Source organism: Aminobacter sp. BA135 (genome assembly GCF_050859125.1).
GTDB classification, from domain to species: Bacteria; Pseudomonadota; Alphaproteobacteria; order Rhizobiales; family Rhizobiaceae; genus Aminobacter; species Aminobacter ciceronei.
Genome location: NZ_CP139572.1, coordinates 2,182,924 through 2,208,977 on the forward strand (window position 1 = coordinate 2,182,924; position 26,054 = coordinate 2,208,977).

Annotated in this window: 27 protein-coding genes; 8 read left to right on the top strand and 19 right to left on the bottom strand. The window is 63.7% G+C overall.

Annotated features, from left to right (window positions below):
• Positions 1 to 197: 197 nt before the first annotated feature.
• The 6 genes from SLT36_RS10635 to SLT36_RS10660 form a co-directional block, all read right to left on the bottom strand.
• The gene (locus SLT36_RS10635) at positions 198 to 1,322 is read right to left on the bottom strand and encodes a DUF2333 family protein (protein ID WP_432287336.1); all 1,125 of its coding nucleotides are present in this window, start codon (positions 1,320 to 1,322) and stop codon (positions 198 to 200) included.
• 11 nt (positions 1,323 to 1,333) lie between these two features.
• A complete protein-coding gene (locus SLT36_RS10640) occupies positions 1,334 to 2,620 on the bottom strand; it encodes a DUF6638 family protein (protein ID WP_432287338.1) in 1,287 nt (428 codons plus the stop codon).
• 44 nt (positions 2,621 to 2,664) lie between these two features.
• Positions 2,665 to 4,575 (bottom strand): AAA family ATPase, encoded by a 1,911-nt coding sequence (locus SLT36_RS10645; protein ID WP_432287340.1) that lies wholly within the window; start codon positions 4,573 to 4,575, stop codon positions 2,665 to 2,667.
• Positions 4,576 to 4,770: 195 nt separating this feature from the next.
• Positions 4,771 to 5,919, bottom strand: coding sequence for a hypothetical protein (locus SLT36_RS10650; RefSeq protein ID WP_432287342.1), 1,149 nt, complete (start codon positions 5,917 to 5,919; stop codon positions 4,771 to 4,773).
• 223 nt (positions 5,920 to 6,142) lie between these two features.
• Positions 6,143 to 7,231, bottom strand: a complete 1,089-nt coding sequence (locus tag SLT36_RS10655; RefSeq protein WP_432287344.1) for a hypothetical protein — start codon at positions 7,229 to 7,231, stop codon at positions 6,143 to 6,145.
• Positions 7,232 to 7,337: 106 nt separating this feature from the next.
• Positions 7,338 to 7,952, bottom strand: coding sequence for a thymidine kinase (locus SLT36_RS10660; protein WP_067959286.1), 615 nt, complete (start codon positions 7,950 to 7,952; stop codon positions 7,338 to 7,340).
• A gap of 212 nt (positions 7,953 to 8,164) precedes the next feature.
• On the opposite strand from SLT36_RS10660, the gene choX reads away from it, so the two are divergent.
• The 3 genes from choX to choV all read left to right on the top strand — a co-directional run bounded on the left by choX (position 8,165) and on the right by choV (position 11,261).
• On the top strand, positions 8,165 to 9,100 hold the full coding sequence (gene choX / locus SLT36_RS10665; protein WP_432287346.1) for a choline ABC transporter substrate-binding protein: 936 nt from the start codon (positions 8,165 to 8,167) through the stop codon (positions 9,098 to 9,100).
• A 128-nt stretch (positions 9,101 to 9,228) separates the two neighbouring features.
• On the top strand, positions 9,229 to 10,083 hold the full coding sequence (choW, locus tag SLT36_RS10670) for a choline ABC transporter permease subunit (RefSeq protein WP_067959292.1): 855 nt from the start codon (positions 9,229 to 9,231) through the stop codon (positions 10,081 to 10,083).
• Positions 10,080 to 11,261, top strand: a complete 1,182-nt coding sequence (gene choV, locus SLT36_RS10675) for a choline ABC transporter ATP-binding protein (protein ID WP_286291282.1) — start codon at positions 10,080 to 10,082, stop codon at positions 11,259 to 11,261. The genes choW and choV overlap by 4 nt, the downstream gene beginning before the upstream one ends.
• Positions 11,262 to 11,307: 46 nt before the next feature.
• On the opposite strand, the gene SLT36_RS10680 is transcribed toward choV, so the two are convergent.
• The 4 genes from SLT36_RS10680 to SLT36_RS10695 all read right to left on the bottom strand — a co-directional run bounded on the left by SLT36_RS10680 (position 11,308) and on the right by SLT36_RS10695 (position 13,960).
• Entirely contained in the window at positions 11,308 to 11,814 is a 507-nt protein-coding gene (locus SLT36_RS10680) for a hypothetical protein (protein WP_432287348.1), read from the bottom strand.
• On the bottom strand, positions 11,811 to 12,164 hold the full coding sequence (locus SLT36_RS10685) for a hypothetical protein (RefSeq protein ID WP_432287350.1): 354 nt from the start codon (positions 12,162 to 12,164) through the stop codon (positions 11,811 to 11,813). Before SLT36_RS10685 ends, SLT36_RS10680 begins: the two co-directional genes overlap by 4 nt.
• 326 nt (positions 12,165 to 12,490) lie before the next feature.
• Positions 12,491 to 13,444, bottom strand: a complete 954-nt coding sequence (locus SLT36_RS10690; RefSeq protein WP_432287351.1) for a helix-turn-helix transcriptional regulator — start codon at positions 13,442 to 13,444, stop codon at positions 12,491 to 12,493.
• Positions 13,445 to 13,606: 162 nt separating this feature from the next.
• Positions 13,607 to 13,960, bottom strand: coding sequence for a DUF1428 domain-containing protein (locus tag SLT36_RS10695; protein ID WP_432287352.1), 354 nt, complete (start codon positions 13,958 to 13,960; stop codon positions 13,607 to 13,609).
• A gap of 188 nt (positions 13,961 to 14,148) precedes the next feature.
• Between SLT36_RS10695 and clpS the strand changes: the two genes are divergently transcribed.
• Positions 14,149 to 14,454 carry an ATP-dependent Clp protease adapter ClpS gene (gene clpS, locus SLT36_RS10700; RefSeq protein WP_432287354.1) on the top strand — a complete coding sequence of 102 codons (306 nt, stop codon included), beginning with the start codon at positions 14,149 to 14,151 and terminating at the stop codon, positions 14,452 to 14,454.
• Between the two features lie 55 nt (positions 14,455 to 14,509).
• On the opposite strand, the gene SLT36_RS10705 is transcribed toward clpS, so the two are convergent.
• The 5 genes from SLT36_RS10705 to SLT36_RS10725 all read right to left on the bottom strand — a co-directional run bounded on the left by SLT36_RS10705 (position 14,510) and on the right by SLT36_RS10725 (position 15,795).
• Positions 14,510 to 14,740 (bottom strand): hypothetical protein, encoded by a 231-nt coding sequence (locus SLT36_RS10705; protein ID WP_432287356.1) that lies wholly within the window; start codon positions 14,738 to 14,740, stop codon positions 14,510 to 14,512.
• A 29-nt stretch (positions 14,741 to 14,769) separates the two neighbouring features.
• Complete coding sequence (locus SLT36_RS10710; protein ID WP_165915833.1) at positions 14,770 to 14,910, bottom strand: hypothetical protein; 141 nt, start codon at positions 14,908 to 14,910, stop codon at positions 14,770 to 14,772.
• A 29-nt stretch (positions 14,911 to 14,939) separates the two neighbouring features.
• The gene (locus SLT36_RS10715) at positions 14,940 to 15,194 is read right to left on the bottom strand and encodes a hypothetical protein (RefSeq protein ID WP_432287357.1); all 255 of its coding nucleotides are present in this window, start codon (positions 15,192 to 15,194) and stop codon (positions 14,940 to 14,942) included.
• The gene (locus SLT36_RS10720) at positions 15,191 to 15,457 is read right to left on the bottom strand and encodes a hypothetical protein (RefSeq protein ID WP_432287359.1); all 267 of its coding nucleotides are present in this window, start codon (positions 15,455 to 15,457) and stop codon (positions 15,191 to 15,193) included. The genes SLT36_RS10715 and SLT36_RS10720 overlap by 4 nt, the downstream gene beginning before the upstream one ends.
• Before the next feature lie 131 nt (positions 15,458 to 15,588).
• On the bottom strand, positions 15,589 to 15,795 hold the full coding sequence (locus tag SLT36_RS10725; RefSeq protein WP_067959320.1) for a cold-shock protein: 207 nt from the start codon (positions 15,793 to 15,795) through the stop codon (positions 15,589 to 15,591).
• 345 nt (positions 15,796 to 16,140) lie between these two features.
• On the opposite strand from SLT36_RS10725, the gene SLT36_RS10730 reads away from it, so the two are divergent.
• Positions 16,141 to 16,311, top strand: coding sequence for a hypothetical protein (locus SLT36_RS10730; RefSeq protein WP_432287360.1), 171 nt, complete (start codon positions 16,141 to 16,143; stop codon positions 16,309 to 16,311).
• A 14-nt stretch (positions 16,312 to 16,325) separates the two neighbouring features.
• Here the strand turns inward: SLT36_RS10730 and SLT36_RS10735 are convergent, their stop codons facing one another.
• Genes SLT36_RS10735 through SLT36_RS10750 form a run of 4 tightly spaced genes read right to left on the bottom strand, consistent with a single transcriptional unit; the run spans position 16,326 to position 23,149 of the window.
• The gene (locus SLT36_RS10735; RefSeq protein ID WP_432287361.1) at positions 16,326 to 18,407 is read right to left on the bottom strand and encodes a hypothetical protein; all 2,082 of its coding nucleotides are present in this window, start codon (positions 18,405 to 18,407) and stop codon (positions 16,326 to 16,328) included.
• 1 nt (position 18,408) lies between these two features.
• Complete coding sequence (locus tag SLT36_RS10740) at positions 18,409 to 21,234, bottom strand: DUF4159 domain-containing protein (RefSeq protein WP_432287363.1); 2,826 nt, start codon at positions 21,232 to 21,234, stop codon at positions 18,409 to 18,411.
• Positions 21,231 to 22,145 carry a DUF58 domain-containing protein gene (locus SLT36_RS10745; RefSeq protein WP_432287365.1) on the bottom strand — a complete coding sequence of 305 codons (915 nt, stop codon included), beginning with the start codon at positions 22,143 to 22,145 and terminating at the stop codon, positions 21,231 to 21,233. Before SLT36_RS10745 ends, SLT36_RS10740 begins: the two co-directional genes overlap by 4 nt.
• The gene (locus tag SLT36_RS10750) at positions 22,145 to 23,149 is read right to left on the bottom strand and encodes an AAA family ATPase (protein ID WP_432287366.1); all 1,005 of its coding nucleotides are present in this window, start codon (positions 23,147 to 23,149) and stop codon (positions 22,145 to 22,147) included. The genes SLT36_RS10745 and SLT36_RS10750 overlap by 1 nt, the downstream gene beginning before the upstream one ends.
• A 317-nt stretch (positions 23,150 to 23,466) precedes the next feature.
• On the opposite strand from SLT36_RS10750, the gene SLT36_RS10755 reads away from it, so the two are divergent.
• The 3 genes from SLT36_RS10755 to SLT36_RS10765 are packed head-to-tail and all read left to right on the top strand — an operon-like array spanning position 23,467 to position 25,996.
• A complete protein-coding gene (locus SLT36_RS10755) occupies positions 23,467 to 24,111 on the top strand; it encodes a DUF1285 domain-containing protein (RefSeq protein ID WP_432288300.1) in 645 nt (214 codons plus the stop codon).
• Positions 24,111 to 24,743 (top strand): CoA pyrophosphatase, encoded by a 633-nt coding sequence (locus SLT36_RS10760; protein ID WP_432288302.1) that lies wholly within the window; start codon positions 24,111 to 24,113, stop codon positions 24,741 to 24,743. Before SLT36_RS10755 ends, SLT36_RS10760 begins: the two co-directional genes overlap by 1 nt.
• Positions 24,740 to 25,996, top strand: coding sequence for a CCA tRNA nucleotidyltransferase (locus SLT36_RS10765; protein ID WP_432287367.1), 1,257 nt, complete (start codon positions 24,740 to 24,742; stop codon positions 25,994 to 25,996). The genes SLT36_RS10760 and SLT36_RS10765 overlap by 4 nt, the downstream gene beginning before the upstream one ends.
• Positions 25,997 to 26,054 lie beyond the last annotated feature (58 nt).

Genomic DNA, 26,054 nt, shown 5'->3' on the forward strand with positions numbered 1-26,054 from the left:
GTTCAGATGGCGCCGTGGCCATCGATGTCGCCGCCATAGAAGCGCGACATCGCCATCGCCTGCCGTCTCAAAACAGCCGCCCAATGCACGGATTGCGACAGGGCAGGTGAGTGAATAGGGAGCAGCGAATAGCGAATGGAGAGGAGCCGCGACGCGCGGAGCGCGCCTCTCACCACCACTCCCTATTCGCCATTCCCTTACCTGCTCAGCACGTTGCTGATCTCGACCAGGTTCGAACGGACGCGCAGGATGTAGAAGCCCATGGTGATCAGGTGCGAGGGCATGAACCAGCCGTTTTCAGCACCATTGGAGATGATGAAGGGCTGGATGTTGAGGGCGGCACGAGTCTGCTGCTCCATCGTATCCCACAGATTGTCGAGGTTGCGTGTCTTCAGCACGTCCTCAAAATCGGCATGGGTCGCCTTGAGCAGGCCGTAATAGCCGTAGAGCTGGCCATAGGCGAACCAGAAGCGGTCGTCGGCGCGCGGGTCGAACCAGCCATTGTTGTAGTTCTCGGCGCGGTCCTTGAGGATCGCCGACGTCGCGCCGATATCGTTCGAAATGCGGTCGATGAACTGGATCAGATTGTCGGCGCGGGCGTCGAACACCGCCTGGCACTTCTCGAGGCGGCCGTTGAAATTGTTCAGGCTCTTGATCGCCGAGCGGTAGTAGCTTGGCGTCGGCGTCTTGGGGCCGAACGGGGTCAGGCCGAAATACCAGGTGTATTCGTCGAACTGCATGTTGCCACGGGCATCCTGCAGATCGGAATCGACCTGGCTGGTGCCACGCACGCGGCCGAGATTGTCGGCGAGTTCGGTGGTCGTGCGGCGGATCGCCTGGTTGATGCCGCGCTGGAACGAGGCCTTGTTGTCGAGGAAAGGCGTGTGATCCCAGGACAGGCCGAACAGGCCGGTCTTGTAGAGGATCATCGACGAGATCCAGGCATTCTGGTTGACGTTGAGGTCGATCAGTTCAGCGGAGATGTCGGCGATCGCCGAACGGCCGCAGGTCTTGGCGGTGTCGGTGCCGCCGCCTGCGACAACCTGCTCGCCGGCCGAGACATTGCGGTTCTCGAAATTATGCGTCGCCACATAGTCGGGGTTGAAGTTGGTCCACACCTGGGTGTTCCAGACAAAGTAGCCATACAGCGCCACAAGCCCGACGATAGCGCCGCCAACCAGCGTCTTCAGCACCCATCCGCGTTGGACGAACCAGCGCCAGGCCCAGATGAACGGCAGCAGCAATATGCCGATGACGAAGCCAAGGCCCCGACCGATCAGCTGAAACATCCGGGTGAAGAAACTCACGATCGGATCAAGCATTTGGAATCCTCTCAGTCGGTCAGGCCGTAGAGCTGTGCGCGGAACGCCGCCTTGTCTTTCAGATATGTGGTTTTCAATGTGTCGACAACATTGGATCGCCAGGTCTCGTTGAGCTCTTCATAATCCTTGTAGAAGCCTTGCTTGTTGAAGACATAACGCGAGACGAAATCCGACGGCACAAATTCGGAGATCAGACGGTTGGTCAGCCAGGCGTCGGGATGGTCGGTCTTGGCGCGCACCACCAGGAAGCGGTGCAGCGGAAACACCTCTTCCAGCCGCAACTGGCCGAGCTGGGCGATCTCACGCTTGGCGGCATTGAGGAAGGGGAAGGTGCCGTCACGGTTGATCGCGTCGGCATGGCTGTGGATCCAGGTCTGCAGCCAGACCTTGTCGACCTTGCCGATGTCGCGCTTCGGCTCGGCCTCGCGGATCAGGGCGCGCACAGCCATTTCAGCGCGGTGCTCGAGATAACCCGAGCTTTCGATCCACGAGGCGCGGGGCAGGTCGAGCCGGCCGGTCGACGCCAGGAACTTGAACACCTTGTCGGCGTCCTTGATCGAGAGATAGCTCACCTGCCATGGCCGCGAGCGGCGGAAACCAGGTGCCGACGGATCTGATATGACCGTTGTCACATCAGGGTCGACGAAGACGTAGAGCCCGCCGAAATGGCTGGTCCAGAAGGCGTTGTGGCGGAAGATCACCTGGTCGGGCACCAGCGCGTTCTCACGGATATCGCCACAGACCTTGGCAAGGTCGACCATGCGCTGGAGCATGGCATCGTCGCGCCAGGCCTCGGGCTCCTGCTTGAGTTTGTCGACAAGCTTGCCGAGCTCGGCCGCCTTGCCGAGCACATCCTCGGCCGACAGCACGCGGAACTCGACCTGGTTGATCGACAACAGGTCTTCGATGTCCTCGACCTTGGACACCGAATCCTCGATCTCGCCGTAGATCACGTCCTTGATCGTCAGCGCGTCGATGGCGCGCTGGTTCTTCGACATGAACTCGAAAAGCAGCTGCGAGGTGTTGGAGAATGCCGTGTGCACGACCGGCAAGTCGATCTGCGACGGCGTCAGGATGATGAAGCGGCGGTTGACCTCGTTGGGGTCAAGATACTGGTAGTCGCCGAGCTCCTCGGCAATCTCTGGCGAGAAGCCGGTGCGGTCGATCTCGAAACTCTTGAGCTTCGTCGGTTCCAGCCCGAACGCCTTCAGCGCCTTGTTGTAGCGGTCGATCAGGTGCGGCTCATCGACTGGCAAAAGCCGTCCATAGATCAGTTCGTTGTCGCGGAGGAGGTCCATGTCAGTGATCCATTTCCTTCTCCCCGTGAACAGTAAGAAGGACGTCAGGCATTCCACAGTCCCTTCGCCTTCAGTTCCTCCATCTCCTTCGCCGCGCGCTCGCGCAGCCTTGCGTCGCGCAACAGCTTGGACACGGCGGCATCGTCTGATTTGTCGGAGTAGCGGAATTCGCTGTCGGCGTAGCGGTTGATCTCCTGCATCACCATGTCCATCGAGAACGGTCCGCGCAGCTCCTCGATCATCGCCTTCTTCTCGTCGTAGCCCTTGTGCATGAAAGCCTCGGGCTTTTCGAACCACTCGTCAGGCAGCTCGATGTCCATGGCGCGCATCTTGATCGCGTCGGTGACGTTCTTGATGGCGCGACCGGTGAAGCGTGGCTCGGCTTCTTTGATCATGTGCAAATAGGTGCCGACGTCGGCCAGCGTCTTGGGCGCGCCATTGTCCTTCATGAAGCGGTCGTAGACCTTTTCCAGGCCGTCTTCCTGCGGCTTGGCGTGCTCCTCATAGGCTTCGGTCACGGCGCGCTGGATCTCCTGCGCGGCATAAAGCTCATGCTCGCCGAGGGGGATCTTATGGTTCTTGCCGGCAAGCAGGACAAAGATGTCGATGTAGTCGTCGCGGGTCTGCGGGCCGTCGACCAGCCAGCGGGCGCCGGCGCGCTGGCGCAGCGCATCGTCGACATTCTCGGGATAGTTGGAGAACATGCCGAAGGAGCAGTTGCCGCGCACGACCGTGCCGGCGCCGGCGAATGCATCCATCAGTACGCCGGTGATTTCCTGCTGGCCGGCCGACGCACGGTCGTCGGAGCGCCTGGCTGCCACCTGGTCGATGTCGTCGATGGTGCCAAAGCCGATGGCGCGCGGGTTCAGCACATTGTTGATGAACTGGCGGCAGTTTTGGCCCGACTTGCCCTGATAGGAAGAAATCTGGTCGACGCCGAAATTCTCGTAGGCGAAGGGATAGCCGGCGATCTGGCAGTAATTGTTGACCAGGCCTGCGATCATCTGGATCAGCGTGGTCTTGCCGGTGCCCGGTGCGCCGTCGCCGATGAAGGTGAACAGGAAGCCGCCGAGCTCGACAAACGGGTTCAGCTCGCGGTCGAAATCATAGGCCATCAGCATCTTCGCCAGCCTGACCGACTGGAACTTTGCGATGTGGTTGCCGACGACCTCCTGCGGCGTCTTGAAGGTCATGACCAGCGGCTTCGACTTCTTGCCCGGCGCGACGTCGAAGCCGTCGAGGGTGAAGTCGTCGGCGTCGATGCGGATATGGGCGTTCTCGAAGGCGCCGATGCCGTCGAAGCGGCCCTTGCGCTGCAACAGGCCCTCGATAGCTGTGCGGGCAAAGGCGCGACCGCGCGTCAGAAGGTCGGCATCGTCCTTGGCACCCGACAGCGCTCGGTCGAGGCCGGAGACGATCGACTTCACCGCGTCCTGGGGCGTGTCGAACAGGAATTCGGGTTCGCTGACGTCATTGGGCGCTTCGCCGTCGCTGTCGATCAGCTGGGCGAGGTAGGAGGCGAGCGTGAAGCCGGCGACATAGGCCGACGCCGACAGCAGCTTCTTGAAATGGCTGGCCTCGTCGCCCTCGAGCGGGCTGCGCGCGTTCTTGGCCTGCAGCGCCTCCAGATCGGTCGAGCGCGAGAACACGTCCGAAACGGCAAGCGCCACCGCAATGCCGCGGCGGGCGCGAAACAGCAGCGTGTGCTGTGGGATCGACATCAGTTGGTCGTCGGGGCGGATCGCCGTGACGGTCTTCTGCAACTCGACCTCGCGCGTCTTGCGGATCGAGCCGGTCGAAACCGTCGAGACGAAGCGCCTGTTGGTGCCGGCAAGCGCCGTACCAGATTGGCCGGAGGAATCCTCCAGCACGACGATGCGGGTGATGAAGCTCTGCGCCGTGGCGCGGTGCTTTTCGATGTCGGCTTCGGAAATCGTGGTCAGGCCAGTGTCCATCAGATTTCTCCTGCTATCAGTGTTTTAGTCCTGCCAGGGTTTCCCCCACTCCGCCTCGCTGCGCTCGGCACCTCTCGCCCCTCCGGAGGGAGAGGAACAGCGCGAGGCCCGATGGCGGTCTTTCCTCTCCCCCGTCGAACGGGGGAGAGGTGTCGAGGCGAAGCCGAGACGGAGTGGGGGTCGACCGCCTCGCTCTCAGACATCCGAGATCACCTGTCCCTTCGACAGGATGTGCACCTTGTAGCCGCCGAAGATCTTCTCGGCTTCGCCGGCGGCGTAGAGCGCCTGGTAGGCCTCGTGCGGGATCAGTGCGTGTTTCTCGTAGCTCGACACGCCCTGGCGCGCGGCCTCGAGGTCGTCGGTGTTGATGAAGAACTCCTCGCTCGACGGCTCGCTCGACCACAGGCCCTTGCGGCCGGGCTTCTCGGCCTTGGAGTAGACTTCCTGGATGGTCCAGGTCAAAAGCCAGGCGTTTTCGGCCTTGCGCACTTTCGACAGCACTTCGCTGACCGTCGAATTGTGCTCGGTGATGCCGGCCGAATAGAACGGGCCCAGCACCATGCGCCTGAGCTGCTTGGGGTGCAGGTCGGGAAAATCCTTGTCGAGATTGGTGGCGACCGTCAGCGGCGACAGCGAATAGGCCGAGTTCTTCTCGGTGAAGTCGTCGAAGCGGTGGGCGAGATCGGGGTTGAGCAAGCCGTCGACCGGCAACGGGATCTCGATCCTCTCGTTGAGCCTGCCGATGTCGGTGTCGACGAGCTGCTCGACCATCGCCTCCGACGAATCCTCGACGGTCGCCATATAGATCAGCGGCAGGTTGGCAGTGCCGTCGAAGCTGCCCCAGTGGACGAGATAATAGGGCCGCATCGACTTTGGATTGACCGACACCTTGGCCGTCTGCGCCAGGATGAAGGGCGAGAAGGTCGAGCCGTCCTTGACGTCCTCGAGATAGAGCCGCTCGGCCATCGAGCGCTGCAGCGCCTCGGGAAATTCCTTGTGGCGCAGGATGAAGTCGGCCATCTCCTCGCGCAGCTCGCCCGGTGGTGGGATGCTGGCCAACCGCTGCGCCGCCGTCTTGCGGTCGTTTTCCAGTTCGAGCACGTTCTGGAACACCGGGAAGCCGCTCTCGGCGCGCGAAATCTTGAAGGTCTCCATGAAGCCGAGCCGGTTGCGCCAACAGGCGAAGGACCGTTCCAGTCGCGCGATATAGGCCGCCGCCACCTTCGCCACGATGCCGTGCCGGTAGAGCGGCGAGCGGTCGTCACGCATGAAAATCTCAAGCCCGCTGAGCGCCGCCGCAATCGCGTCGAAGTAGCGGACGGCTGGGTCGTCTGTGGGGGTCATGGGCAAATTCTCGAATGCATCGGCTCGACGTTGCCCCCCTCTGGCCTGCCGGCCATCTCCCCCACAAGGAGGGAGATCGCCTGTCGCGTTTCCTGTCGCCCGAACTTCATCGCCGAATACCGGCGAAGCGCCAACCACCGCCTAATCTCCCCCCTTGTGGGGGAGATGGCCGGCAGGCCAGAGGGGGGCGCGACAGGGCGCGACATCGCGGATGCTTGCTAGGTTACGACTGCACGTAATCCGAGGCGTTGTGCTTCCTCAACACGTCCTCGAAGCGGCGGGCGAAGGCATCGTCGGCCAGCTTCTTGCGGCGCTGGATGTCGGCGGTCGCCACCATGTTCTTCTCGTGCAGTTCGAGCAGGTCGCCGATGTGCTTCTGGGCGGCGGCGCCGATGCCGGCCATGGTCTCTTCGGCGGTGTTGTCGACCTTCGAGCCCAGCGTGTTGATCTTGTGGGCAACGTCCTGCTGCGCTGCCGTCTTCAGCGAGTCTTCCAGCGCCTTGTACAAGACGATGCGCTGCTCGGTATCGATGGTCAGCTTGTTGATCAGCGTCGCCTGCGCTGCGATCTGGTTGTTCAGCGAATCGACGAAAGTCTGGAACATCGAGGTGTAACGTTCGAGCGTCTGGCTCTCGGCCAGGATTTCCTGTTCCTTCGCCTGCTTCTCGTTGTATTCGGTGGCGAGCTTGGAACGCTCGGATTCAAGCTCGGTGCGTTCCTTCTGGCTGGTCGAGGCCGCGATCTTGTTTTCGATGTCGAGCAGAAGCGGGTTCAGCTCCTCGATGCGCTTCTGGGTCGCTTCGAGGTTCGACATCGTCACCTTGCGGCGCTCGATCACCTGGGACAGGCTGGCCTCCGAGGTCTTGTAGCGCTCGTCGAGGACCTGCTTCTGCGCCTTCAGGATGCCGACGATGGTGTCGGACTTGACCAAAAGTTCCTGCAGATTGCCGGCCAGCGACATGTTGCGCACGCGGTCGGTGCGCATGCGCTGCTTGCTGGAATCGGAGAAGATGCCGACGAAGGTTTCCCAGCCGGTGAAGCTCTTCATGCTCTCGAATTCCGAACCGAAGACGTTGGTGGCGTCCTCAAGTCCGATGATCAGGTCGGCGATGTTGCCTTCCATCACCTTCTGCTGCTTCAGCACGTCCTGGATGCGCGCGTTCTCGATGTCGAAGTCGGAGGCGCCGATCTTGGCGTCGGTCGTGGCAATCTTGTCGAGTACTGTGCCCGACTGCTCGATCTTGCTCCGCATGTCCTCCACGACCTGCTTGGTCTTGGCGATCTCGGCATCGAAATTCTGCAGCGTTGCCATACGTTCCTCCGGTGTCGAATGCGGGACAGTGGCGCCGAATATATGTGGCGCATCTTGCGATTGAAAGACACACAGCCGCGGGCGAAAGCAATTATGCCGGGGCTACTTAGCTTGGTGTGGCAAATCCGATGAAGTCGTCGGGCTGGGCCCGGCCCATTTCCTCTTCCCAGTGGCGCCGGCACAAGGAGACGTAGACGTCCTTGCCGATCGCCACCTGCTCGCCCTGGCGGGCGACCTTGCCGTCCGGGCCGAGCCGCACAACCATCGTCGCCTTGCGGCCGCAGCGGCAGATCGTGCGCACCTCGCGCAGGTCGTCGGCGATGGCGAGAAGCGCCCGCGAGCCCGAGAACAGATTGCCCTGGAAGTCGGTGCGCAGGCCGTAACACATGACGGGAATGCCCAGCCTGTCGGCGACGCGCGCAAGCTGCCAGACCTGCTCTTCCTCGAGGAACTGCGCCTCGTCGACAAAGATACAGTGGACGGTCGTGTGCTGGTGATGCTCGGCGATTCGGGCATAGAGGTCGTCGCCGCCGCGGAACATCTCGGCGCCGGCTTCAAGCCCGATGCGCGAGGAGATATAGCCGGTGTCGCCCTTGCGGTAGTGGCCGGCGACAAACAGCATCGTCGTCATGCCGCGCTCGCGGTAGTTGTAGGACGCCTGCAGCAGCATCGTCGTCTTGCCGGCATTCATCGTGGCGTAATGAAAATAGAGCTTGGCCATGGTTCTTCTAATCAGAAGCCGTCGGGCGCGGGGAGGGGCCAGCCCTGCCATCCACCGCAAAAAACCTTCGTGATGTCGCTGATGGATAAGCCGGCGGCGTCTGTCGTTGCGTCATGTCACTTGAATCCAAAGGAAAATGGTGTTTGGCTCGCGACAAAGACGAACAACAACAATACCGCGTTGCCGTCATAAATACGAATGGGAGATTCCATATGTCGCGCATGAAACTACTCGCCGCCGCTGTCGGCGTGTCGGCGGTCATGACTGCCGGTGCCGCCTTCGCGGGCGATGCCGAAAGCTGCAAGAAGGTGCGCCTGTCCGATGTTGGCTGGACCGACATCCAGGCCACGACAGGCGTCGCTTCGGTGCTTTTGACCGCACTCGGCTACGAGCCGGAGGTCATCCAGCTTTCCGTGCCGGTCACCTACGCCTCGCTGAAGAACAAGGATCTCGACGTCTTCCTCGGCAACTGGATGCCGTCGATGACTGCCGACATCAAGGAATATGTCGCCGACGGCTCGGTCGAGACCATCGGCGAAAACCTGTCCGGCGCCGGTTACGGCATCGTCGTGCCGTCCTACGTCGCCGAAGGCGGGGTCAAGACGCTGACCGATCTCGGTAAGTTCAAGGACAAGTTCGGCGGCAAGATCTACGGCATCGAAGCCGGCAACGACGGCAATCGCATCATCCTCGACATGATCTCCAAGCCCGAGAACAATCTCACCGGCTTCGAACTGGTCGAATCGTCTGAGGCCGGCATGCTGACCCAGGCCGAGCAATCGATGAAGTCGAACGAGTGGATCGCCTTCCTCGGCTGGACGCCGCATCCTGTCATGGGCGCGATGAAGATCGCCTATCTCGACGGCATGGGCGATTCCGGCTTTGGCGCTGCTACCGTCAGCACCAACGTCCGCAAGGGTTACGTCGCCGAGTGCCCGAATGTCGGCAAGTTCCTCGGCAATCTGAAGTTCAACCTGGAGATGGAAGGCACCATGATGGATGCCATCCTCAAGGGTGGTAACGCCAACGACGTTGCCAAGGACTGGCTCAAGGCCAATCCGGATGCAGCAACGCCATGGCTCAACGGCGTCACCACCTTCGACGGCGGCGATGCAACGGCTGCGGTGAAGGCTGCTCTGGCGAGCTAAAGCCGGCGTCCAGCCTGCAAATGACATGATGAAGGGCAGCGAAGCGAGACAGCTGCCCTTTTTCGTATCAAGTTAAGCGAGAAGCGCCAGCGCGACCGGCGCCTGCGAAAGCAATAGAGAGGGGACAGATGGATCCGGTATCGAACTTGCTGGCTGCCTACAAGATTCCGATCGGCCTGTGGGGCAAGGCGTTCTTCACCTTCCTGACCGACAATTTCAACGCCATCTTCCGCGGCTTTTCCAACGGGCTCAACTTGTTGCTCGACGGGCTCGTCGACGGGCTGCTGCTGCTGCCTCCGGTGGTGGTCGTGGCGCTGGTCGCGGCTCTCGCTTGGTACCTGCAGCGTTCGCGGGCGCTGGCTATAGGGGTTGCGCTCGGTCTTTTGTTCATCATCAACCAGGGCCTTTGGAAGCAGACCGTCGAGACGCTGGTGCTGGTCGTTGCTGCCGCTGCCGCCTCGATGGCCATCGGCGTGCCGCTTGGCATCTGGGCGGCGCACAAGCCCAAGGTCTATCGCTTCATGTTGCCGGTGCTCGACCTGATGCAGACGCTGCCGACCTTCGTCTACCTGATCCCGGTGCTCACCTTGTTCGGTCTTGGCAACGCGCCCGGCCTGATCGTCACCATCATCTTCGTCATTCCGACGGCGGTGCGCCTGACCCATCTCGGCGTCACCTCGGTGCCGACCGCGATCATCGAGGCCGGCCAGGCCTTTGGTGCCACCAAGCGCCAGCTGCTGTGGAAGGTCGAGCTACCGGCGGCCCTACCCACCATCATGGCGGGACTCACCCAGTGCATCATGCTGTCGCTGTCGATGGTCGTGTTCGCTGCCCTCATCGGCGCCGGTGGCCTCGGCACCGAAATCAACCGCGCGCTCGGCTCGCGCAAGATCGACCTCGGACTTGAAGCAGGGCTGGCGATCGTCGTGCTCGCCATCGTTCTCGACCGCATGACGCGTATCGGCGTGGGAGGCAAGAAATGAACGTCGCCGTCGATTTCAAGAATGTCGACATCGTCTTTGGTGCCGACACCTCCGCTTCGCTCGCCATGCTCGACAAGGGTGCCACTCGCGCCGAGATCCTCGAAAAGACCGGCAATGTGCTGGGCTGCGCCGGCGCCAACCTGACCATCAACGAGGGCGAAATATCTGTCCTGATGGGCCTATCCGGCTCCGGCAAGTCGACGCTGCTGCGCGCCGTCAATCGCCTCAACATCGTCTCGCGTGGCCAGGTCATGGTCAAGGACGGCGACAGGATGGTCGACGTCGTCTCCTGCGACGAGCCGACCTTGCGCCGCCTGCGCCAGCACCAGGTCGCCATGGTGTTCCAGCAGTTCGGCCTTTTGCCCTGGCGTACGGTCGAGGAAAATGTCGGCCTCGGCCTCGAGCTTGCCGGCATGCCCGACGCCGAGCGCAAGGCAAAGGTCGGCAAGCAGCTCGACCTGGTCAACCTGACGCCCTGGGCCAAGAAGTACGCGCATGAGCTGTCGGGCGGCATGCAGCAGCGTGTCGGCCTAGCCCGCGCCTTCGCCACCGAAGCGCCGATCCTGTTGATGGACGAGCCATTCTCGGCGCTCGACCCGCTGATCCGCACCAAGCTGCAGGACGAGCTGCTGCAGCTGCAGAAGACGCTGAAGAAGACGATCATCTTCGTCAGTCACGACCTCGAGGAAGCGCTCAAGATCGGCAACACCATCACCATCATGGAGGGGGGCCGCATCGTTCAGTCCGGGCCGCCAGAAGATATCGTGCTGCGTCCGGCCAATGACTATGTTCGCGACTTCATCGCCAACGTGAATCCACTGTCGGTGCTCACCGCATGGAATGTCATGCGTGACCGCCGCGACCTTGAGGATGCGGGCGAGGGCTGGCTCTGGCTCGACCGGCGCAAGACCACGCGCTTCAAGATCGACGCGCAGGGCCTGGTTGCCGCTGCCGAGCGCAACGGCCAGCCGGCCGTCTGGGTTTCGGTCGACGAGATCGACAAGTCGGCCGACGAGGCCTCGCACGTCTTCTGGGCGAAGCCGGGCACATCGCTCAAGCTGGTGATGCTTGCCATGCACCGCTCGCAGACATCGCCCGTGGCGCTGTTCGACGACCAGTCCCGCTTCGTTGGCGCCATCGGCATCCGCGACGTGCTAAGTGCTGTGCTGAGGCGATGACAGCTTTTCTTCTCCCGGCAAACGGGGAGAAGAAAAGCCGCTCGGATCACTCTTCCCCGTCGCCCAGCAGCTCGTTCAGTTTGGCCGCATAAGGCTGCACGGCGTCGATATATTGCGCGCCTTCGGCGCGCAGGGCCCGCGTCTCGGTGATCTTTTCCTCGACGAAGCTGCGCATCTCGGCCTTCTGCTCGGCGTTCAGGTCGCTGGCGTCGACCTTTTCCGTAAGGCCAGAGAACGTCGCTTCGAAGCGTTCGGCGGCGATCGTCGCGAGATAGCCGCGGAAGGTGGCGTCGAGCGCCTCCTTCCAGCTTTCCCTGGTGAATCCGGCCTTGGCGATGCGGCCTTCAAGCCCGGAATCGTCGTCGAACCACTGGTCGGCCTCTTCCTCGTCATAGGCGAGGCGACCGAGTTCGGGTTCAAGTTCGCCGAGCAGTTGCACCACCTTGCCGGCTTCTTCCAGCGTCAATGCCCGGGCCGGCAGCACCAGCGCTCCGAGCGCCAGGCTCGCCGCCAGCAGGCCGCCGGCGATGCGGCGTCTGAGGGCGGCGCTCATCCCATGCACTCAGCATCGAGCGCCTTGTCGGCGTCGTTCTGCGCCTTGGCCTGCATCAGCGAGCCGCCGACCGAGGCCACGGAGCCCGCGATGGCGCCGCCGCGGCCAAGTCCGCCGAAGCCGCCGACCATCGACAGCGCGCCGCCGAGCATGGCGGCATTCGTCTGCGCCTGGGTCGCCTTGCGCATCGCTTCCTCGCAGCGCTGGGCTGCCGTCTGCTTCTTGCCCTTGGGGGCCAATTGTGCTGCCGCCTTGGGCGCGCCTGCCGACGTCGTGGTGCTGGTCGTCGACGTCGTCTGACTGCAGGCGGCGAGCATGCCGCACATCATCAATGCAATCGCTCTTTTCATGGATCTCTCGATTTCGCTGGAGAAGGCGCGAACTCTCTGGATGCGGGCCATGCGCGGACCGTCGACTCTGCCCAGTCGACGGTCCGGCGATGGCCGGCCTCGCATGCGTCGATGAGCGCCCCCGCCCTTCGGATGCATCGGTCCGCCACGGCGCCGATTTACGACGACAGCACAGATGTCGTCTTGGCGTGGGGCGAACAGGTGCGGTCTGGAGCGAACAGTGCGGGCGTCCAACGTATCGGCCGAGAGCCGGAACCGATTTTCGGCAAGCCGATGCGAAGCCTCAATGAGGTTGCGCGGCTTTCATACGTCTGGACGCGCAGGCTTTATTGACAGCGGCGCAGTGCAGCCGCCTTTATTTCCGAAGGCGTCACGCCGAAGCGCTGCCTGAAGGCACGGTTGAAATGCGACAGGTCGTTGAAGCCGGCATCAAAGGCGATCGCCGACACCGTTGTGGCGCCGGCAAGGTCGAGCGCGTTGTAGGCGAGGTCGAGGCGAGCGTCGCGCAGGAACTCGGAGAAGGTAATCCCTTCCTGCTCGAAAAGTCGCTGGATGTAGCGCGGGGTCACGCCCTGACGCCGCGCAATCGAGGTGACCGTAAGCTCTGGATCGGTCAGTTGGCGCAACATCTCGGCCTTGACCAGTCCCAGCCGCGCCGAGCTGAGGCTGGCGCGCACCGGTTCCGCACTGGCTGCGGTCGCGCCCTGCACGACGAGGGCGGCGAGGTCGTAGATGTGGTTGCCGGCAAGTCGACGCCCGGCCTCGCCTTCGGGTGCCTGCGACCGCAACAGGTCGGCATAACCCGTCAGCAGCCCGGCGCCGGCGGCATCGGCACGGATGTGATGAAACGCCTTCTGGCGGATGCGTGGCGCAAGGGCTGCCAGCCGCGCCTCGTTCAAGGATACCACCTTCAGCAGCGTGTTGGGCAAGGCGAAGGCCATTGACGTCGCTTCGTTGAGCAACGTGATGTCGCCGGCCTTGATCGACAAGGGCGGCTTGCCGGCCACCGCCACCTCATAGTCGGTGGTGTGGATGGTCATCAGATAGTCCTGGCGGCCGTCCGCTGCCATCAGGTCCTTCGGGCGTTCGCCGAGCACGGCTGAATAGCAGGCAGTGCCGACCGTCGTGCCGGCGTCGAGAAAGTAGGCGGAGACATCGAAGGCAAAGTTGTCAGCGTCTTCCGGCCGAAAGCGCAGGCCGGCAACGTGACGGGCAACGAAATCGTGCAGGTAGGACAGGCGGTCGCGTGTGGGTACGTCAAAGGTTGTAAGGCGCTGCATCGAACGGTTCCGTTTCAGAATGCACCCGACAGCTACCTAGGCGGGAAGGTTTTTCTGTTTCAATCTATGCGGGGTTGCATCCTTATTCACGGAACGGCTGTTGCGGTCAAGATGGCGGTTTGCCGATTGCTGCCAGTAACCGCCATCAATTGGTCGGAGGGATCAGGCTTCTACAAACGGCTTGAACCCGCCATAGATCATGCGCTTGCCGTCGAACGGCCATGACGCTGGATCGCCCTCCAAGCGTGGGTCGGCCATCACCTTCTTCATGATCTCGTCGCGGTCCTCCCGCGAGCGGTAGACGATCCAAGAGAAGACGACAATCTCGTCGTCCGTGGCCTGCACGGCGCGGGGAAAGGAGGTGACTTCGCCATAAGGGACGTCATCGGCCAGGCACTCCACATAGGCGAGTGCGCCGTGGTCTTTCCAGACCTCGCTTCCGAGGCGCGCCATCTCCTTGTAGGCCTCGATCTTGCCTTTCGGCACGGCGAGCAGGAACCCATCGACATAAGACATGCTTCTTCTCCTCGTGTTGTGACGTTGCAAGGACGAATGGCTGCCGGCCGATCCTACAATGCCGGCCAATTTTTCTCGCAAGCGTCCTCGAGCGCACAATGGTAGGGCGGAGCATGGGTTCCGAAACCGTTGCAGCGGGTTGCGATCGACCCCATACTATCGGGACGTGAGCATGAGGCGCGATTGCCATGCCCGAAACCACCGCCGTCCCCCGCACCAAGCTTCGTCCCAAGACCGAGCGGCCGAAGCTGCACAAGGTCATTCTCATCAATGACGACTTCACCCCGCGCGACTTCGTCGTCACGGTGCTGAAGGGCGAATTCCACATGTCGGAAGACCAGGCCTACCGGGTGATGATCACCGCACACCAGCGTGGTGTCTGCGTCGTTGCGGTGTTCACCCGGGATGTCGCCGAGACCAAGGCGACGCGGGCGACGGAAGCCGGCAAGGCCAAGGGCTATCCGCTGCAGTTCACGACAGAACCGGAGGAGTGAGGAGTGTCCGCGCAGCAGAGGGCAAGATGCCCGCAGGCAGGCTGCCGCCAATCCGCTACAATGCTGCCGGTTCCGTACCCGAGGCCGGGCCGACATAGAGTTCGCGTCCGCCCCAGTCGCAGATGCGGACCTGGTCAGGCACCTGCGGCATTGTGAGCGTATGGAAAAGCGAGCTGGCGACATCGACGGCCGCGTCGATATCCGGCGCTTCGAGGGAAATGCGGTCGAGCGTCGCGTGCGCGCCGTCTTCCTTGCGCAGGCGATAGAATTCGATGACGAAATTCACATCTGCCTCCAGCCGCCTTCGCGAACAGGTCAGCCTTTCGGCTTGCCTTTGTAGGATGTTGTCTCTGCCTGCTTGACCTGCGAACCGAAGGTGGACGCGGCTTTGACTTCGACCTTCTCCTTCTTGGGCTTTCTGGTTTCGCGGTTGCTGCGTTGTTGGCCCTTGGCCATGGTCGTGCCCTTCCTGTTGCGAAGCGAACCTATTCGGCTACCGCTTCGACGCCCTCGAGATTGTCTTCCGTGGTGACCCGCTCGTGGTTTTCGCGGTCACTGCGAATGCGGTATTGCGGCGAGCCGTCTTTGGCCGGCAGCGTCGCTTTGACGTGGAAGGTCTCTGCGTCCTTTACCGCGATGCCGATCCGGCTCTTGATCCGCACCATCTGGCCGACGGTGAAGCGATGCGACGGCTTTTCCACGCGCGGGGCTGAAGCCGGTCCTTTTGTGAACCTGATCATGCGGCCTTTTCCTGGTCCTGCCGCAGCGCGGCTTCGAGTTCGGCATGGTCGATGGCGAGAACCTGGCTGGTCAGCAGGTTGGATGATCGCGCGGGCAGGTGAATGTAGGTGGCGACGCGGCGGTAAGCGATCCACGAGATGCCGTCGATCAGCTCTTCGTCCTGGTCGATGTCGTAGTCGCCTGCCGGCTGGATCTCCTCGATCCCGCGCAAGGCGAACGGCCTGTCGAAATGGACGGTTGAACGTTTGGTGCGCCCGGTCATCGATGTCTCCCGAAATGAACGAAAAGCGGAGCAATGCCCCGCTTTCGCCGCTTCAAGCGTGCCTGGGTCGGACCGGATGGGTGCTGCCAGTACATCCGTGGTCAGCGTCCTTCGATCCGGGCCAAATGAAATCAGAGCAGCTGAAGATTGGTGGCCGACTCGCGGCCCTTGTTGTCGCGCTCCAGCTCGAAATTCAGCTTCTGGCCTTCGGCCAGGCCGGAGAAGCCGGCGCGCTCGAGCGCGCTGACATGGACGAAAACGTCCTTGCCGCCGCCGGCCTGCTCGATGAAGCCAAAGCCCTTCTGGCCATTGTAGAACTTCACGGTTCCAGTGTTCATGGGAGTATCTTTCGAATGAGAAAAGTCGTCGCGCGGCAAGTATTGCCGCACATCAATAGATCGACGATTTGGAAAGAGTTTGGCGGGTCGAGAACCTCTGACGCCGCGATAGCCAAGCTGGCCCAAAAAACGATTGATTACTTCTAAACCTTAATTGCGGTTTATGTAAGGTGTTTTTTGCAGGCTAGGTTCTATTTCAAAATTTATTTCGGATCGTGTCCGTCTAGCAGCGGTCGTGGAATGCTGATACCGTCTCAGCACTAGCAGACAATTGGCAGTTGCTTTCCCGCAGGACCGTCTGGTCCTTCGCGGCGGACTGCATTCCCCCCATGCGAGGACAAAGCCATGATGTTCACGAGAAGGCCGAAGACCTCAGTCATCAAAGTTTCCGCGCCGCCGGCCAAGCTGGTCAAGCTGACCGCGCGCAAGGACGAAATCGCGCGTCTGCGGCTCGCCGACAGCGACGGCTCGCGACGTCGCGAGCTGCAAATGATGGAAGACAACCGCCTGCGCTGATTGATTTCGAGGGGCTACCGGCCCTCGCGGTACCACATTCCGCCGAGCGCCAGCAGCAGCAAGCCAAGGCCGAGGAAGCCGCCGAACAGCGGCACCCGCGACACCGACTTCAGCACGCTGTCGTCGGTGGTGCGGAAGCCGAGCCAGTCGCGGCCGGAGGCTTCGGCATTGCCGCGCACCGGTACGATGCTTGGCAGCGAGATGCCGTTGGACAGGGCCGAGATGCCGGTCGCGGCCAGGCGGCGCACGTCGCCGCCGGTTGCCTCGGCGGTTGGGCGCAGCACGTTTTCGGTCGAGACCACGTCGGCGAATTCGGGCGCGTTGACCGGCCCGACATGGGCAAGCGCGGTCAGGTCGCCATTGCCGACCTGGTAGAGGCCGATCTCGCCGACCTCGACGCTCCCAGTGAAGATGCCGGGGTCGCTCTTGGCGAGCTGGACGTCGAGCGTCTTGCCGGACGGCGTGATGACGCGGGCAGGACCAGCTTCGTCGCGCATCGTCTGGCGGCGGATATCGAGCACCATGCCGCGACCGTCTGCGGTCAGGCGCTCTTCCTCGAGTTCGGGCTCCTTCATCAGCCAGTGCGCGATGCGGCGGTAGAGCGAGACATGCGGGCCGCCACCCTCGAAGCCGCGTGCCCACAGCCAGCCCTGGTCGGACAGGAACATGCCGACCCGGCCTTCGCCCTTGCGGTCGAGCAGGAGCAGGGGCCTGTCATCGGCACCCTTCATCACCACTTCGCCCTCCGGCTGTTCGATGCCGATCTGGCGGAACCAGCGGCTCCAGCGCGGCGGCTCCTGCGCCGAACCCTCGAGGCCGCGCGTCACCGGGTGGCGCTGACCGAGTTCGGTCAGGCGTGGATAGAAGGCCTTCTCGACAACGTCGCCATTGGGCATGGCGGGCAGGGCCGAGATCAGCGGCGTGTTGGCGATCGACTGCTCGCCGGCATATTCGGGGCCGGCGGCGATCAGCAGCGCGCCGCCCTTTTCGACATATTCGGCAATGTAGTCGTAATAGAGGATCGGCAGCACGTCGCGGTGCTGGTAGCGGTCGAAGATGATCAGGTCGAAGTCGTTGATGCGCTCGACAAACAGCTCGCGCGTCGGAAAGGCGATCAGCGAAAGTTCGTTTATCGGCGTGCCGTCCTGCTTTTCAGGCGGCCGCAGAATGGTGAAATGCACGAGGTCGACCGAGGCGTCGGACTTCAAGAGGTTGCGCCAGGTACGCTCGCCGGCATGCGGTTCGCCCGAGACCAGAAGCACGCGCAAATTCTCGCGGATGCCGTCGACGAGGGCTATGGCGCGGTTGTTGGTGTCGGTCAGCTCGCCCGGAACCCGGTCGATCGACAGTTCGACGATGTTGCGCCCGGCCGACGGCACGGTGATCTGGAGCGGCATTTCCTGGCCGACAAAGGCGCGCTGCACCGAAACCTGGTTACCGTTGATCGACACGCGCACGTCGACCAACCCGGCCTCGCCTCCGGTGTCGATCACGCGATAGGTCATGTCGAGCGGCTTGCCGACGATACCAAAGCGGGGAGCGTTCTCGAAGCGGATGCGGCGGTCGCGCTCATTCTCCTCGCCGGTGATGAGCGCGTGCAGCGGTGCGCTGGTCGCTGGGGCGCCGGGCACGTCGTGCACCTGGCCGTCGGTGACCATCACGGCGCCGCCGATACGCGACGGCGGAACATCGCGGAATGCACCTTCGAGTGCCGCAAACAGCCGCGTTTCGGTGCGGTCGTCGGCGGCCTCGGAACGGCCGGCCTCGACGACACGCACCTCGAACTGCCTGAAGCGCGCCAGCCGTTCCTTGAGGCCTTCGACCGCTGCATTGGTCTGGGCGGTGCGGGCACCGATGTCCTGGCTCTGGCTGCGGTCGACGATGATCGCGACCACGCTCTTCAGCGGCTCGCGCTCTTCGTCGAGGATCACAGGGTTTGCCAGTGCCAACCCGAGCGCGCCGAGCGCAACCAGTCGCAGCCAGGCGCCGCGCTGGCGGAACCAAAGGCCGACAAAAGCGAGCAGGGCGAGCGGCACGAGCAGCGCCGCCAGAAGAGGCCACGACAGCAGGGGCTCGAAGGCGACGGACCAGTTCATGCTATTGCCCCAGCCGTTCGAGCAGGACAGGTACGTGCACCTGGTCGGATTTGTAGTTGCCGGTCAGCATGTACATCATGATGTTGACGCCGGCGCGTAGCGCATAGACGCGCTGCATCGGGTCCGAAGGCACCGTCGGCAGCATCGGGTCGCCGTTCTCGTCGATGGCCCAGGCGCCGGCGAAATCGTTGGCGGTGATCATGATCGGGGTCACGCCGTCACCGGTGCGCACCGGCCGGCCCTCCGCGTTCGATGCCTCAAGCGACGCCTCGACCCACAGCGGGCTGCCGTTGAAACGGCCGGGGAACTCCGGAAGGATGAAGAACGCCTTGGTCAGCACATGATCGGCCGGCACCGGCTCCAGTGGGGGCACGTTGAGGCTGGAAAGGATATCGCGCAGCCGCTCGGTCGCCGGGCTCGCTGCATCGGCGCCAATGCCATTGGCGAACTGGTCGCGGGTATCGAAAAGCACGGTGCCGCCCTGCTTCATGTAGGCGTCAACGCGGGCGATCGCCGCTTCGCTCGGCATCGCGGCGGCCGGGTCGATCGGCCAGTAGATCAACGGGTAGAAAGCAAGTTCGTCCTTGGCGATGTCGACGCCGGCCGGCTCGCCCGGTTCGAGCGCGGTCTTCTCGATCAGGAATTTTGTCAGCCCGGCGATGCCGGCACGGCTTATGGCGTCGACCGAGGCTTCGCCGGTCAGAACATAGGCGACGCGGGTCTTCGAGATGGCCTCGACCGCCTCGACGTCGCCTGGCTTGGCGTCGTCGGCACGCGCCAGATTCGGCTGCGCCATCAGTGCGCCGAGGCAAAGCAATACTGCCGCGGCCGTGCCGGCCGTTCGCCCGCGTCTCGCGCCACGGCGCGAGAACATGCCGCCCATCCAAAGCACGGCGAGCGTGTCGAGCGCCATCAATGCCAGAGCTGCTGCCACAAGCGAGCCTTTCAGGTCGCGCGATTCGTCGAAAGCGTAACGTATTTCGGTCACCGGCGCTGAAAGCTGCGGTCGCACCAGCGGCGACAGCGTGCTGTCGGATTTCAGCAGATTGTGGGCGAGCACACCTTCTTCGCTGCCATAGAGGCCGGGTGGGTTTTCGAGCGTGACGGGCAGGGCGCCGGCACCTGCCAGCAGCGGCCGGGCATCCGGCGTCGGCGGCACAATGCGGCCGTCGGCCGAAATCATCCGGTACGGTGCCAGCGATGCCGGCTTGCCCTCGACGCCTGTGGTTGCCGTGCCCTGGTTGCGCGACAGCTGCACGATCCGGCGCAGCATCTCGACGAAGCTGCCCGAGATCGGCAGGTTCGACCATGTCGCCTGCGGCGCGATGTGGAACAGCACCAGCGTGCCCTTGCCGCGCCGGGCGCCCGTCACCAGCGGCGTGCCGTCGGCGAGATTGGCCCAGGTGCTGGCAGCGAGATCAGGCGTCGGCTCGGCCAGCACCTGCTTGCTCACAGTCACCTCGTTGGGCGGCGACAGGTCGGCAAACGGGCCGGCGCCGGGGAAGTCGCTGACCGGCTGTGGTGCCGTCCACGACAGGGCGCCGCCGAGCGAACGTTCGCCGAGCCTGAGCCGCACCGGCAGCAATTCCTCGTCATTGCCGGCGGCGGCGAGGCGGGAGCCGGCGAAACGCACGAGCGTGCCGCCTTCCTTGAGCCAGATCAGCAATTTCTCGCGCGCCTGCGGCGGGATGGTGCCGACATCGGCCATGACGATCATCGCCGGCTTCTGCTCAAGCATTTGCGGGATCGCCTCGGCGAGGTCGGAGCTCGTTGGTTCGCTCAAATCGGCAAAGGGTTCGAGCGCGCGGCGAATGTAATAGAGCGGCGCCAGCAGCGGCTGCGAGTCGTCGGCATCCGACTGCGACAGCAGGCCGACACGGCGGCGTTTGGAGCTGTCGTCGAGCACCCGCACGGCGCCTGCCTGGCCCTGGCCGTCCAGCGCGATCGAGGCAAAATCGTTGCGCAGTTCGAAAGGCACGGTCATCGTGCCGGTTGCCACCGTCTCGCCCGGCGCGAAGGCCAGCGTGGCGTCGGCGATGCGGCGGCCCTTGTCGTCGAAGGCACCTGCCGTCACGGCCCCCGGAGCGGGGTCGCCCGGCGCGCGGATGGCGGTCAGCGCAAAGCCGTCCATTTCGTTTTCGGCTGATGTCAGGCCCTTGGCGTCGAGCCGTTCGGGCGAGGCCCACAGCACATTGGCTGGGTTCTGGCCCAGCAGCGTCGAAAACGCTTGCGCGTCGCCTGCACCCGCCAGCCCGTCGTCGAGAACGGCTATGCTCGTGCCGGGCAAAGTTGCCAGAACGGTGGCGACGCGTGCGTAAACGGGCGCCCTGTCGGTCGGCACCGGCCGCGGTTCGGCGGCGCGCAGGCGATCGAGCGCTGCCTGTGCATCGAACGGACCGATCTCGGCATTGGGCTTTTCGGCGGTGAAGGCCAGCACGACCGGCTGTCCTGATGCACCGGCATCGGCGATAAGCCGTTCGGCCGTGGCAACGCGGCGTTTCCAGTCCGGTGCGCTCGCCCAGCCATTGTCGACCACAAGTGCCAGCGCAGCTCCGCCCGTCGGCAGTTTTTCGCGCGGATTGAACACCGGCTCGGCCAACGCCAGCACCACCAGTGCCGCCATCAGCAAGCGCAGCAGGGTGAGCCACCACGGGCTTTGATGTGGGGTCTCTTCCTTCTTGAACACCCGCGCCAAAATCTTCAGCGGCGGGAAGATTTCGGCCTGCGGCTTGGGCGGCGTCAGCCTGAGCAGCCACCAGATGACGGGCAGGGCGAGCAGCCCCCACAAGACGGCTGGAAATCCGAACGACAGCGGCAGCCAGCTCATCGGCGCCCTCCCGGTCCGTGGCCTTCCGAGGTCAACGCCATATGAACGCGCACCAGCGCCTCGGAGGCGAGGCGGTCTGTGTGGTTGACCGTGTAGCTCCAGCCGAGCCGCTTGCACCAGGCGGCCAGTTCCTCGCGGCGCGCGCCGTAGAGATTGCGATAGGCGTCCGACAATTGCTCGGCGCGGCCGGCGGTCAGCTTTTCGCCCGTCTCGGGGTCGGTGAATTCGGTGCGGCCGGCATAGGGGAAATTCTCTTCCGCAGGATCGGCGACCTCGATCAGATGGGCGCGGGCGCCATGGCGGGCCAACGTATCGAGCCAGGCCATCGTCTCTTCGACCGGATCGAGGAAGTCACCGATGATGACGATGTCGGAGAAGCGACGGATGCTGGACAGATCAGGTTTCGCCGGCAGTGAAACGGCTTGCGCCAGATGCGAGGCCAGCCGCTCGGCGCCGTTGCGGGCGCTGAACGGGTCGGTCAGTCCCGGCCATGCTATGCGCTCGCCGCTGCGTGACAGAAGCTCGGCCAGCGCAAAGACCAGCACCAGTGCGCGTGATTCCTTCGACACGGTCGCCGTCTTCGACTTGTACAGCATCGACGGCGACAGGTCTGCCCACAACCAGACCGTGTGGGCCGCTTCCCATTCGCGGTCGCGCACATAGGTGTGGTCGTCTCGGGCCGAGCGCCGCCAGTCGATGCGCGCCATCGCCTCGCCCTGCACATAGGGTCGGAACTGCCAGAAATTCTCGCCTATGCCGCGCTTCTTGCGGCCATGCCAACCGGCGATGACAGTGTTGACGATGCGGCGGGCCTCGACCAGCAGGTCAGGCACCAGCGAGGCGCGCAACCTGCCACGGGCAAGCGCATCGCTGGTCGCAACCGGTGCCGATGCCTCGCCGATGCGCGCCATCAGATGTCCTTGACCAGCCGCGCCACCACGTCGCGGACCGTCATGCCTTCGGCGCGGGCGGCGAAGGTCAACGCCATGCGGTGCTGCAGCACCGGCTCCGCCAGCGCGCGGATGTCGTCGATCGACGGCGCAAGCCGCCCGTCATAGAGGGCGCGCGCCCTGGCACACAGTGTCAGCGCCTGGCTGGCGCGCGGACCGGGGCCCCAGGAGACGTGTTTGTCAGTCTCGGCATGGCCCTGGCCGGGGCGCGCCGAACGCACCAGCTTGAGGATCGCCTCGACCACGGTTTCGGGCATCGGCATGCGCCGGATCAGCAACTGGATGTCCTTCAGGCGTTCGGGATCGAGCACATTCTGCGCCCTGGCGTCTTCGATGCCTGTGGTTTCCAGGAGGATGCGACGCTCGGCCTCAAGCTCGGGATAAAGGATGTCGACCTGCATCAGGAACCGGTCGAGCTGGGCTTCCGGCAGCGGATAGGTGCCTTCCTGCTCGAGCGGATTCTGGGTTGCCAGCACATGGAAAGGGGCGGGTAGGTCGTGGCGCTCGCCCGCGACCGTCACGTGGTACTCCTGCATCGCCTGCAGCAGCGCCGACTGGGTGCGCGGGCTGGCGCGGTTGATCTCGTCGGCCATCAGCAATTGCGCGAAGATCGGCCCTGATATGAAGCGGAAGGAGCGTTTGCCCTGGTCGTCCTGCTCCATCACCTCGGAGCCTAGGATGTCGGATGGCATCAGGTCGGGCGTGAACTGGATGCGGCGCGAGTCGAGGCCGAGCACGATGCCGAGCGTCTCGACCAACTTGGTCTTGGCAAGGCCGGGCACGCCGACAAGCAGCGCATGGCCGCCGGCCAATAGCGCCACCAGAGTGCGTTCAACGACGCTTTCCTGGCCGAAGATGACGCGGCCGACGCCAGCGCGGATCTTGGCGATGTCGGCAAGCGCACGTTCGGCTGCGGCGATCATCTCGCTCTCGCTCATCGCCGTTTCCTTGATCATCACGCTCATGCGGGCCGGATCCTTCTTCTGGCGCGGCGCCTGAAATCAAAACCGATTCCCGGACTGCCGATGCGCTCACTCAAAATGCTACAGCGTGCCTCTCTCGTCCATCAGAACAGGGGGCCGCTTCGTCAATCTACAAGGATTATTTGCCTCTTGGTCCGGTGCGTCGTCCGTGTGGACGTCGTGCCTGCCGCCCAATCCCCAGAGGTCAAACGATCCCGGGCGTCGCGATCTCCATGCCCGCACCTTTGCGAGGTCATGGCATTGAACTTAAATCACTTGCCTATGCTGACAAGCGCAACAACAGTGACTATTTCGTGACCATGACTGGCGACCTTGACCATAGCCGCGAGGCGGCAACTGACCTTGGCCTGACCCGTGCCGGAGACACCGCCGGCCTCGAGGCGCTGATTTCGCGTGCCGCCCGCGCCGGCAAGGGCCTGCCGCCGGTCGAGCGCTGGAATCCCGATTTTTGCGGCGATCTCGACATGGAAATCAAGCCCGACGGGACCTGGTTCTATTTGGGCACGCCGATCGGCCGCCTGCCGCTGGTGCAGCTGTTTTCGACCGTCCTGCGCAAGGACGAGGACGGCAAGACCTACCTGGTCACCCCGGTGGAACGGGTCGGAATCCGCGTCGTCGACGCGCATTTCGTTGCTGTCGAGATGAATGTGACGGGCGAGGGCGCTGACCAGATCCTGACCTTTCGCACCAATGTCGGCGATGTCGTCGAAGTTGGCCCGGAGCATCCGCTGCGCTTTGTCGACGAGCCCGAGACAGGCGGCCTCAAGCCATACCTGCTGGTCCGCGGGCGCCTCGAGGCGCTGGTGGCGCGTCCGGTGATGTACGAGCTCGCCGAAGTTGGCGAGCGCATCGACATATCAGGTAAGGACATGTTTGCCGTGCGTTCGAAGGGTGAGGTCTACCCCATAATGCCCTGGGACAAGCTGGAGCGGCTGAGCGCGTGATGGTTCATGCCCCGACAGCGCATTATTCGGCGCAGGATTTCCGCCAGCGCGCCGCACAGGAGCATCTCAACGATGCGGTTGCCGACTATGGCGACCACGTACTGAACCCGGACATGCGCGAACTGTTCGTGCACGACCGGCTGCGCGATGCCGCTGTGCTGATCCCCGTGGTGGATCACGGCGATGCCTCGACGGTCATCCTCACGAAGCGTGCCGAGAAGCTGAAGAGCCATTCCGGCCAGATCGCCTTTCCCGGCGGACGCATCGACCCGACTGACGTCTCGCCCGAGGCGGCCGCACTCCGCGAAACGGTCGAGGAGATCGGCATAACCTCCGATTTCGTCGATGTTATCGGTCGCCTTCCGGACTACGTCACTGGCAGCGGCTACCGCATTGCACCGGTGCTCGGCGTTGTCCGCCCCGGCTTCCAGCTGACCGTCAATGCCGGCGAGGTCGACGACGTCTTCGAAGTGCCGCTCAGCTTCCTGATGGACCCGGCCAATCACGGCCGCGCCAGCCGCACTTGGCAGGACCAGGAGCGTTTCTTCTACGCCATGCCCTATGAAGAGCGTTACATCTGGGGCGTCACCGCCGGCATCATCCGCGCGCTCTATGAAAGGCTCTACACATGAGCGCCACGATATCGGCAGCCTCCTGGCTGAGCGACCCGCAGCTGCAGAAACTGCTCGCAGTGCTGAACGCCGACGGCGGCGAGGCGCGCATCGCCGGCGGTGCCGTGCGCAATGCGCTGCTCGGCGAGCCCGTCGCCGATGTCGACATCGCCACGTCAAATCTGCCTGACGAAACCGTGCGCCGCGCCGAGGCGGCAGGTTTCAAGACTGTGCCCACCGGCGCCGAGCACGGTACCATCACCGTGGTCGCTGGCGGCAAGCCATTCGAGGTCACCACCTTGCGCGCCGACGTCGAGACCGACGGTCGCCGCGCCAAGGTCGTCTTCGGCAGCGACTGGAAGGCTGACGCCGAGCGACGCGACTTCACCATCAACGCGCTCTATGCCAGTGCCGACGGCAGCGTGATCGACCTCGTTGGCGGGCTGACCGATCTCGACAGCCGGACGTTGCGCTTCATCGGCGACGCCGAGACCCGCATTCGCGAGGACTATCTGCGCATCCTGCGCTTTTTCCGCTTCTTCGCCTGGTACGGCAAAGGTCGTCCCGATGCCGAAGGGCTGAAGGCCTGCGCCCGGCTCAAGGACGGCATCGCGCGGCTGTCCGCCGAACGCGTCTGGTCGGAGCTCAAGCGGCTGCTCGGCGCACCCGATCCGTCGCGTGCCATGTTGTGGATGCGCCAGGCCGGCGTGCTGACCGCCGCTCTGCCCGAGAGCGAAAAATGGGGCATCGATGCCATCCACGCGCTGGTCCGCGCAGAGAACGATCTCGGCTGGAAAGCCGACCCGCTGCTTCGGCTCGAATCGATCGTGCCACCGGATGCGGCGCGCATGAAAACCCTTGGCGACCGGCTGAGGCTTGCCAATGTCGAAACCGACAGGCTGGTCCATTGGGCGGCAACCGCCAAGGTTGAGCCAACCGTTACCGAGGGCGAATTGGCCAAGCGGCTCTATCGCGGCAATGTCGAAGCCATCGCCGATCGCCTGCGCCTCGATCTCGCCTCAGCGCGCGGTCGCGCCGAGCAGGACGACAAGGCGCTGATCGAAGCCGGCGGCTATTTCCGCCTGCTGTCCTTCATCGGCACATGGCAAAAGCCCGACGTTCCCTTGCGCGGCGGCGATCTTGCCGCGCTTGGCGTCGAGGGCGCCGCACTCGGTTCGTTGCTCAAGGCATTGGAAGGAGAGTGGGTCGACAGCGGCTTTGTGCTGGACCGCGACGCGCTGCTCGAGCGCGCCGCCAAGAGGCTGAAAGCCTAGCGCATAGGCCCGAAAATTGGTGTCGATTTTCGGAAGGCACTATGCGTGCGATTCAGAG

What these genes read in the sequence shown, in the direction of transcription:
- choV (WP_286291282.1), top strand. Translation starts at nt 10,080, where the DNA reads ATGAACGTCGCCGTCGATTTCAAGAATGTCGACATCGTCTTTGGTGCC.
- choX (WP_432287346.1), top strand. Translation starts at nt 8,165, where the DNA reads ATGTCGCGCATGAAACTACTCGCCGCCGCTGTCGGCGTGTCGGCGGTC.
- SLT36_RS10695 (WP_432287352.1), bottom strand. Translation starts at nt 13,960, where the DNA reads ATGTCTTATGTCGATGGGTTCCTGCTCGCCGTGCCGAAAGGCAAGATC.
- SLT36_RS10660 (WP_067959286.1), bottom strand. Translation starts at nt 7,952, where the DNA reads ATGGCCAAGCTCTATTTTCATTACGCCACGATGAATGCCGGCAAGACG.
- clpS (WP_432287354.1), top strand. Translation starts at nt 14,149, where the DNA reads ATGCCCGAAACCACCGCCGTCCCCCGCACCAAGCTTCGTCCCAAGACC.
- SLT36_RS10720 (WP_432287359.1), bottom strand. Translation starts at nt 15,457, where the DNA reads ATGACCGGGCGCACCAAACGTTCAACCGTCCATTTCGACAGGCCGTTC.
- SLT36_RS10725 (WP_067959320.1), bottom strand. Translation starts at nt 15,795, where the DNA reads ATGAACACTGGAACCGTGAAGTTCTACAATGGCCAGAAGGGCTTTGGC.
- SLT36_RS10635 (WP_432287336.1), bottom strand. Translation starts at nt 1,322, where the DNA reads ATGCTTGATCCGATCGTGAGTTTCTTCACCCGGATGTTTCAGCTGATC.
- SLT36_RS10735 (WP_432287361.1), bottom strand. Translation starts at nt 18,407, where the DNA reads ATGAACTGGTCCGTCGCCTTCGAGCCCCTGCTGTCGTGGCCTCTTCTG.
- SLT36_RS10655 (WP_432287344.1), bottom strand. Translation starts at nt 7,231, where the DNA reads ATGGCAACGCTGCAGAATTTCGATGCCGAGATCGCCAAGACCAAGCAG.
- SLT36_RS10640 (WP_432287338.1), bottom strand. Translation starts at nt 2,620, where the DNA reads ATGGACCTCCTCCGCGACAACGAACTGATCTATGGACGGCTTTTGCCA.
- SLT36_RS10730 (WP_432287360.1), top strand. Translation starts at nt 16,141, where the DNA reads ATGATGTTCACGAGAAGGCCGAAGACCTCAGTCATCAAAGTTTCCGCG.
- SLT36_RS10650 (WP_432287342.1), bottom strand. Translation starts at nt 5,919, where the DNA reads ATGACCCCCACAGACGACCCAGCCGTCCGCTACTTCGACGCGATTGCG.
- SLT36_RS10755 (WP_432288300.1), top strand. Translation starts at nt 23,467, where the DNA reads ATGACTGGCGACCTTGACCATAGCCGCGAGGCGGCAACTGACCTTGGC.
- SLT36_RS10760 (WP_432288302.1), top strand. Translation starts at nt 24,111, where the DNA reads ATGGTTCATGCCCCGACAGCGCATTATTCGGCGCAGGATTTCCGCCAG.
- SLT36_RS10715 (WP_432287357.1), bottom strand. Translation starts at nt 15,194, where the DNA reads ATGATCAGGTTCACAAAAGGACCGGCTTCAGCCCCGCGCGTGGAAAAG.
- SLT36_RS10750 (WP_432287366.1), bottom strand. Translation starts at nt 23,149, where the DNA reads ATGAGCGTGATGATCAAGGAAACGGCGATGAGCGAGAGCGAGATGATC.
- SLT36_RS10690 (WP_432287351.1), bottom strand. Translation starts at nt 13,444, where the DNA reads ATGCAGCGCCTTACAACCTTTGACGTACCCACACGCGACCGCCTGTCC.
- SLT36_RS10680 (WP_432287348.1), bottom strand. Translation starts at nt 11,814, where the DNA reads ATGAGCGCCGCCCTCAGACGCCGCATCGCCGGCGGCCTGCTGGCGGCG.
- SLT36_RS10645 (WP_432287340.1), bottom strand. Translation starts at nt 4,575, where the DNA reads ATGGACACTGGCCTGACCACGATTTCCGAAGCCGACATCGAAAAGCAC.
- SLT36_RS10685 (WP_432287350.1), bottom strand. Translation starts at nt 12,164, where the DNA reads ATGAAAAGAGCGATTGCATTGATGATGTGCGGCATGCTCGCCGCCTGC.
- SLT36_RS10740 (WP_432287363.1), bottom strand. Translation starts at nt 21,234, where the DNA reads ATGAGCTGGCTGCCGCTGTCGTTCGGATTTCCAGCCGTCTTGTGGGGG.
- SLT36_RS10745 (WP_432287365.1), bottom strand. Translation starts at nt 22,145, where the DNA reads ATGGCGCGCATCGGCGAGGCATCGGCACCGGTTGCGACCAGCGATGCG.
- SLT36_RS10710 (WP_165915833.1), bottom strand. Translation starts at nt 14,910, where the DNA reads ATGGCCAAGGGCCAACAACGCAGCAACCGCGAAACCAGAAAGCCCAAG.
- choW (WP_067959292.1), top strand. Translation starts at nt 9,229, where the DNA reads ATGGATCCGGTATCGAACTTGCTGGCTGCCTACAAGATTCCGATCGGC.
- SLT36_RS10765 (WP_432287367.1), top strand. Translation starts at nt 24,740, where the DNA reads ATGAGCGCCACGATATCGGCAGCCTCCTGGCTGAGCGACCCGCAGCTG.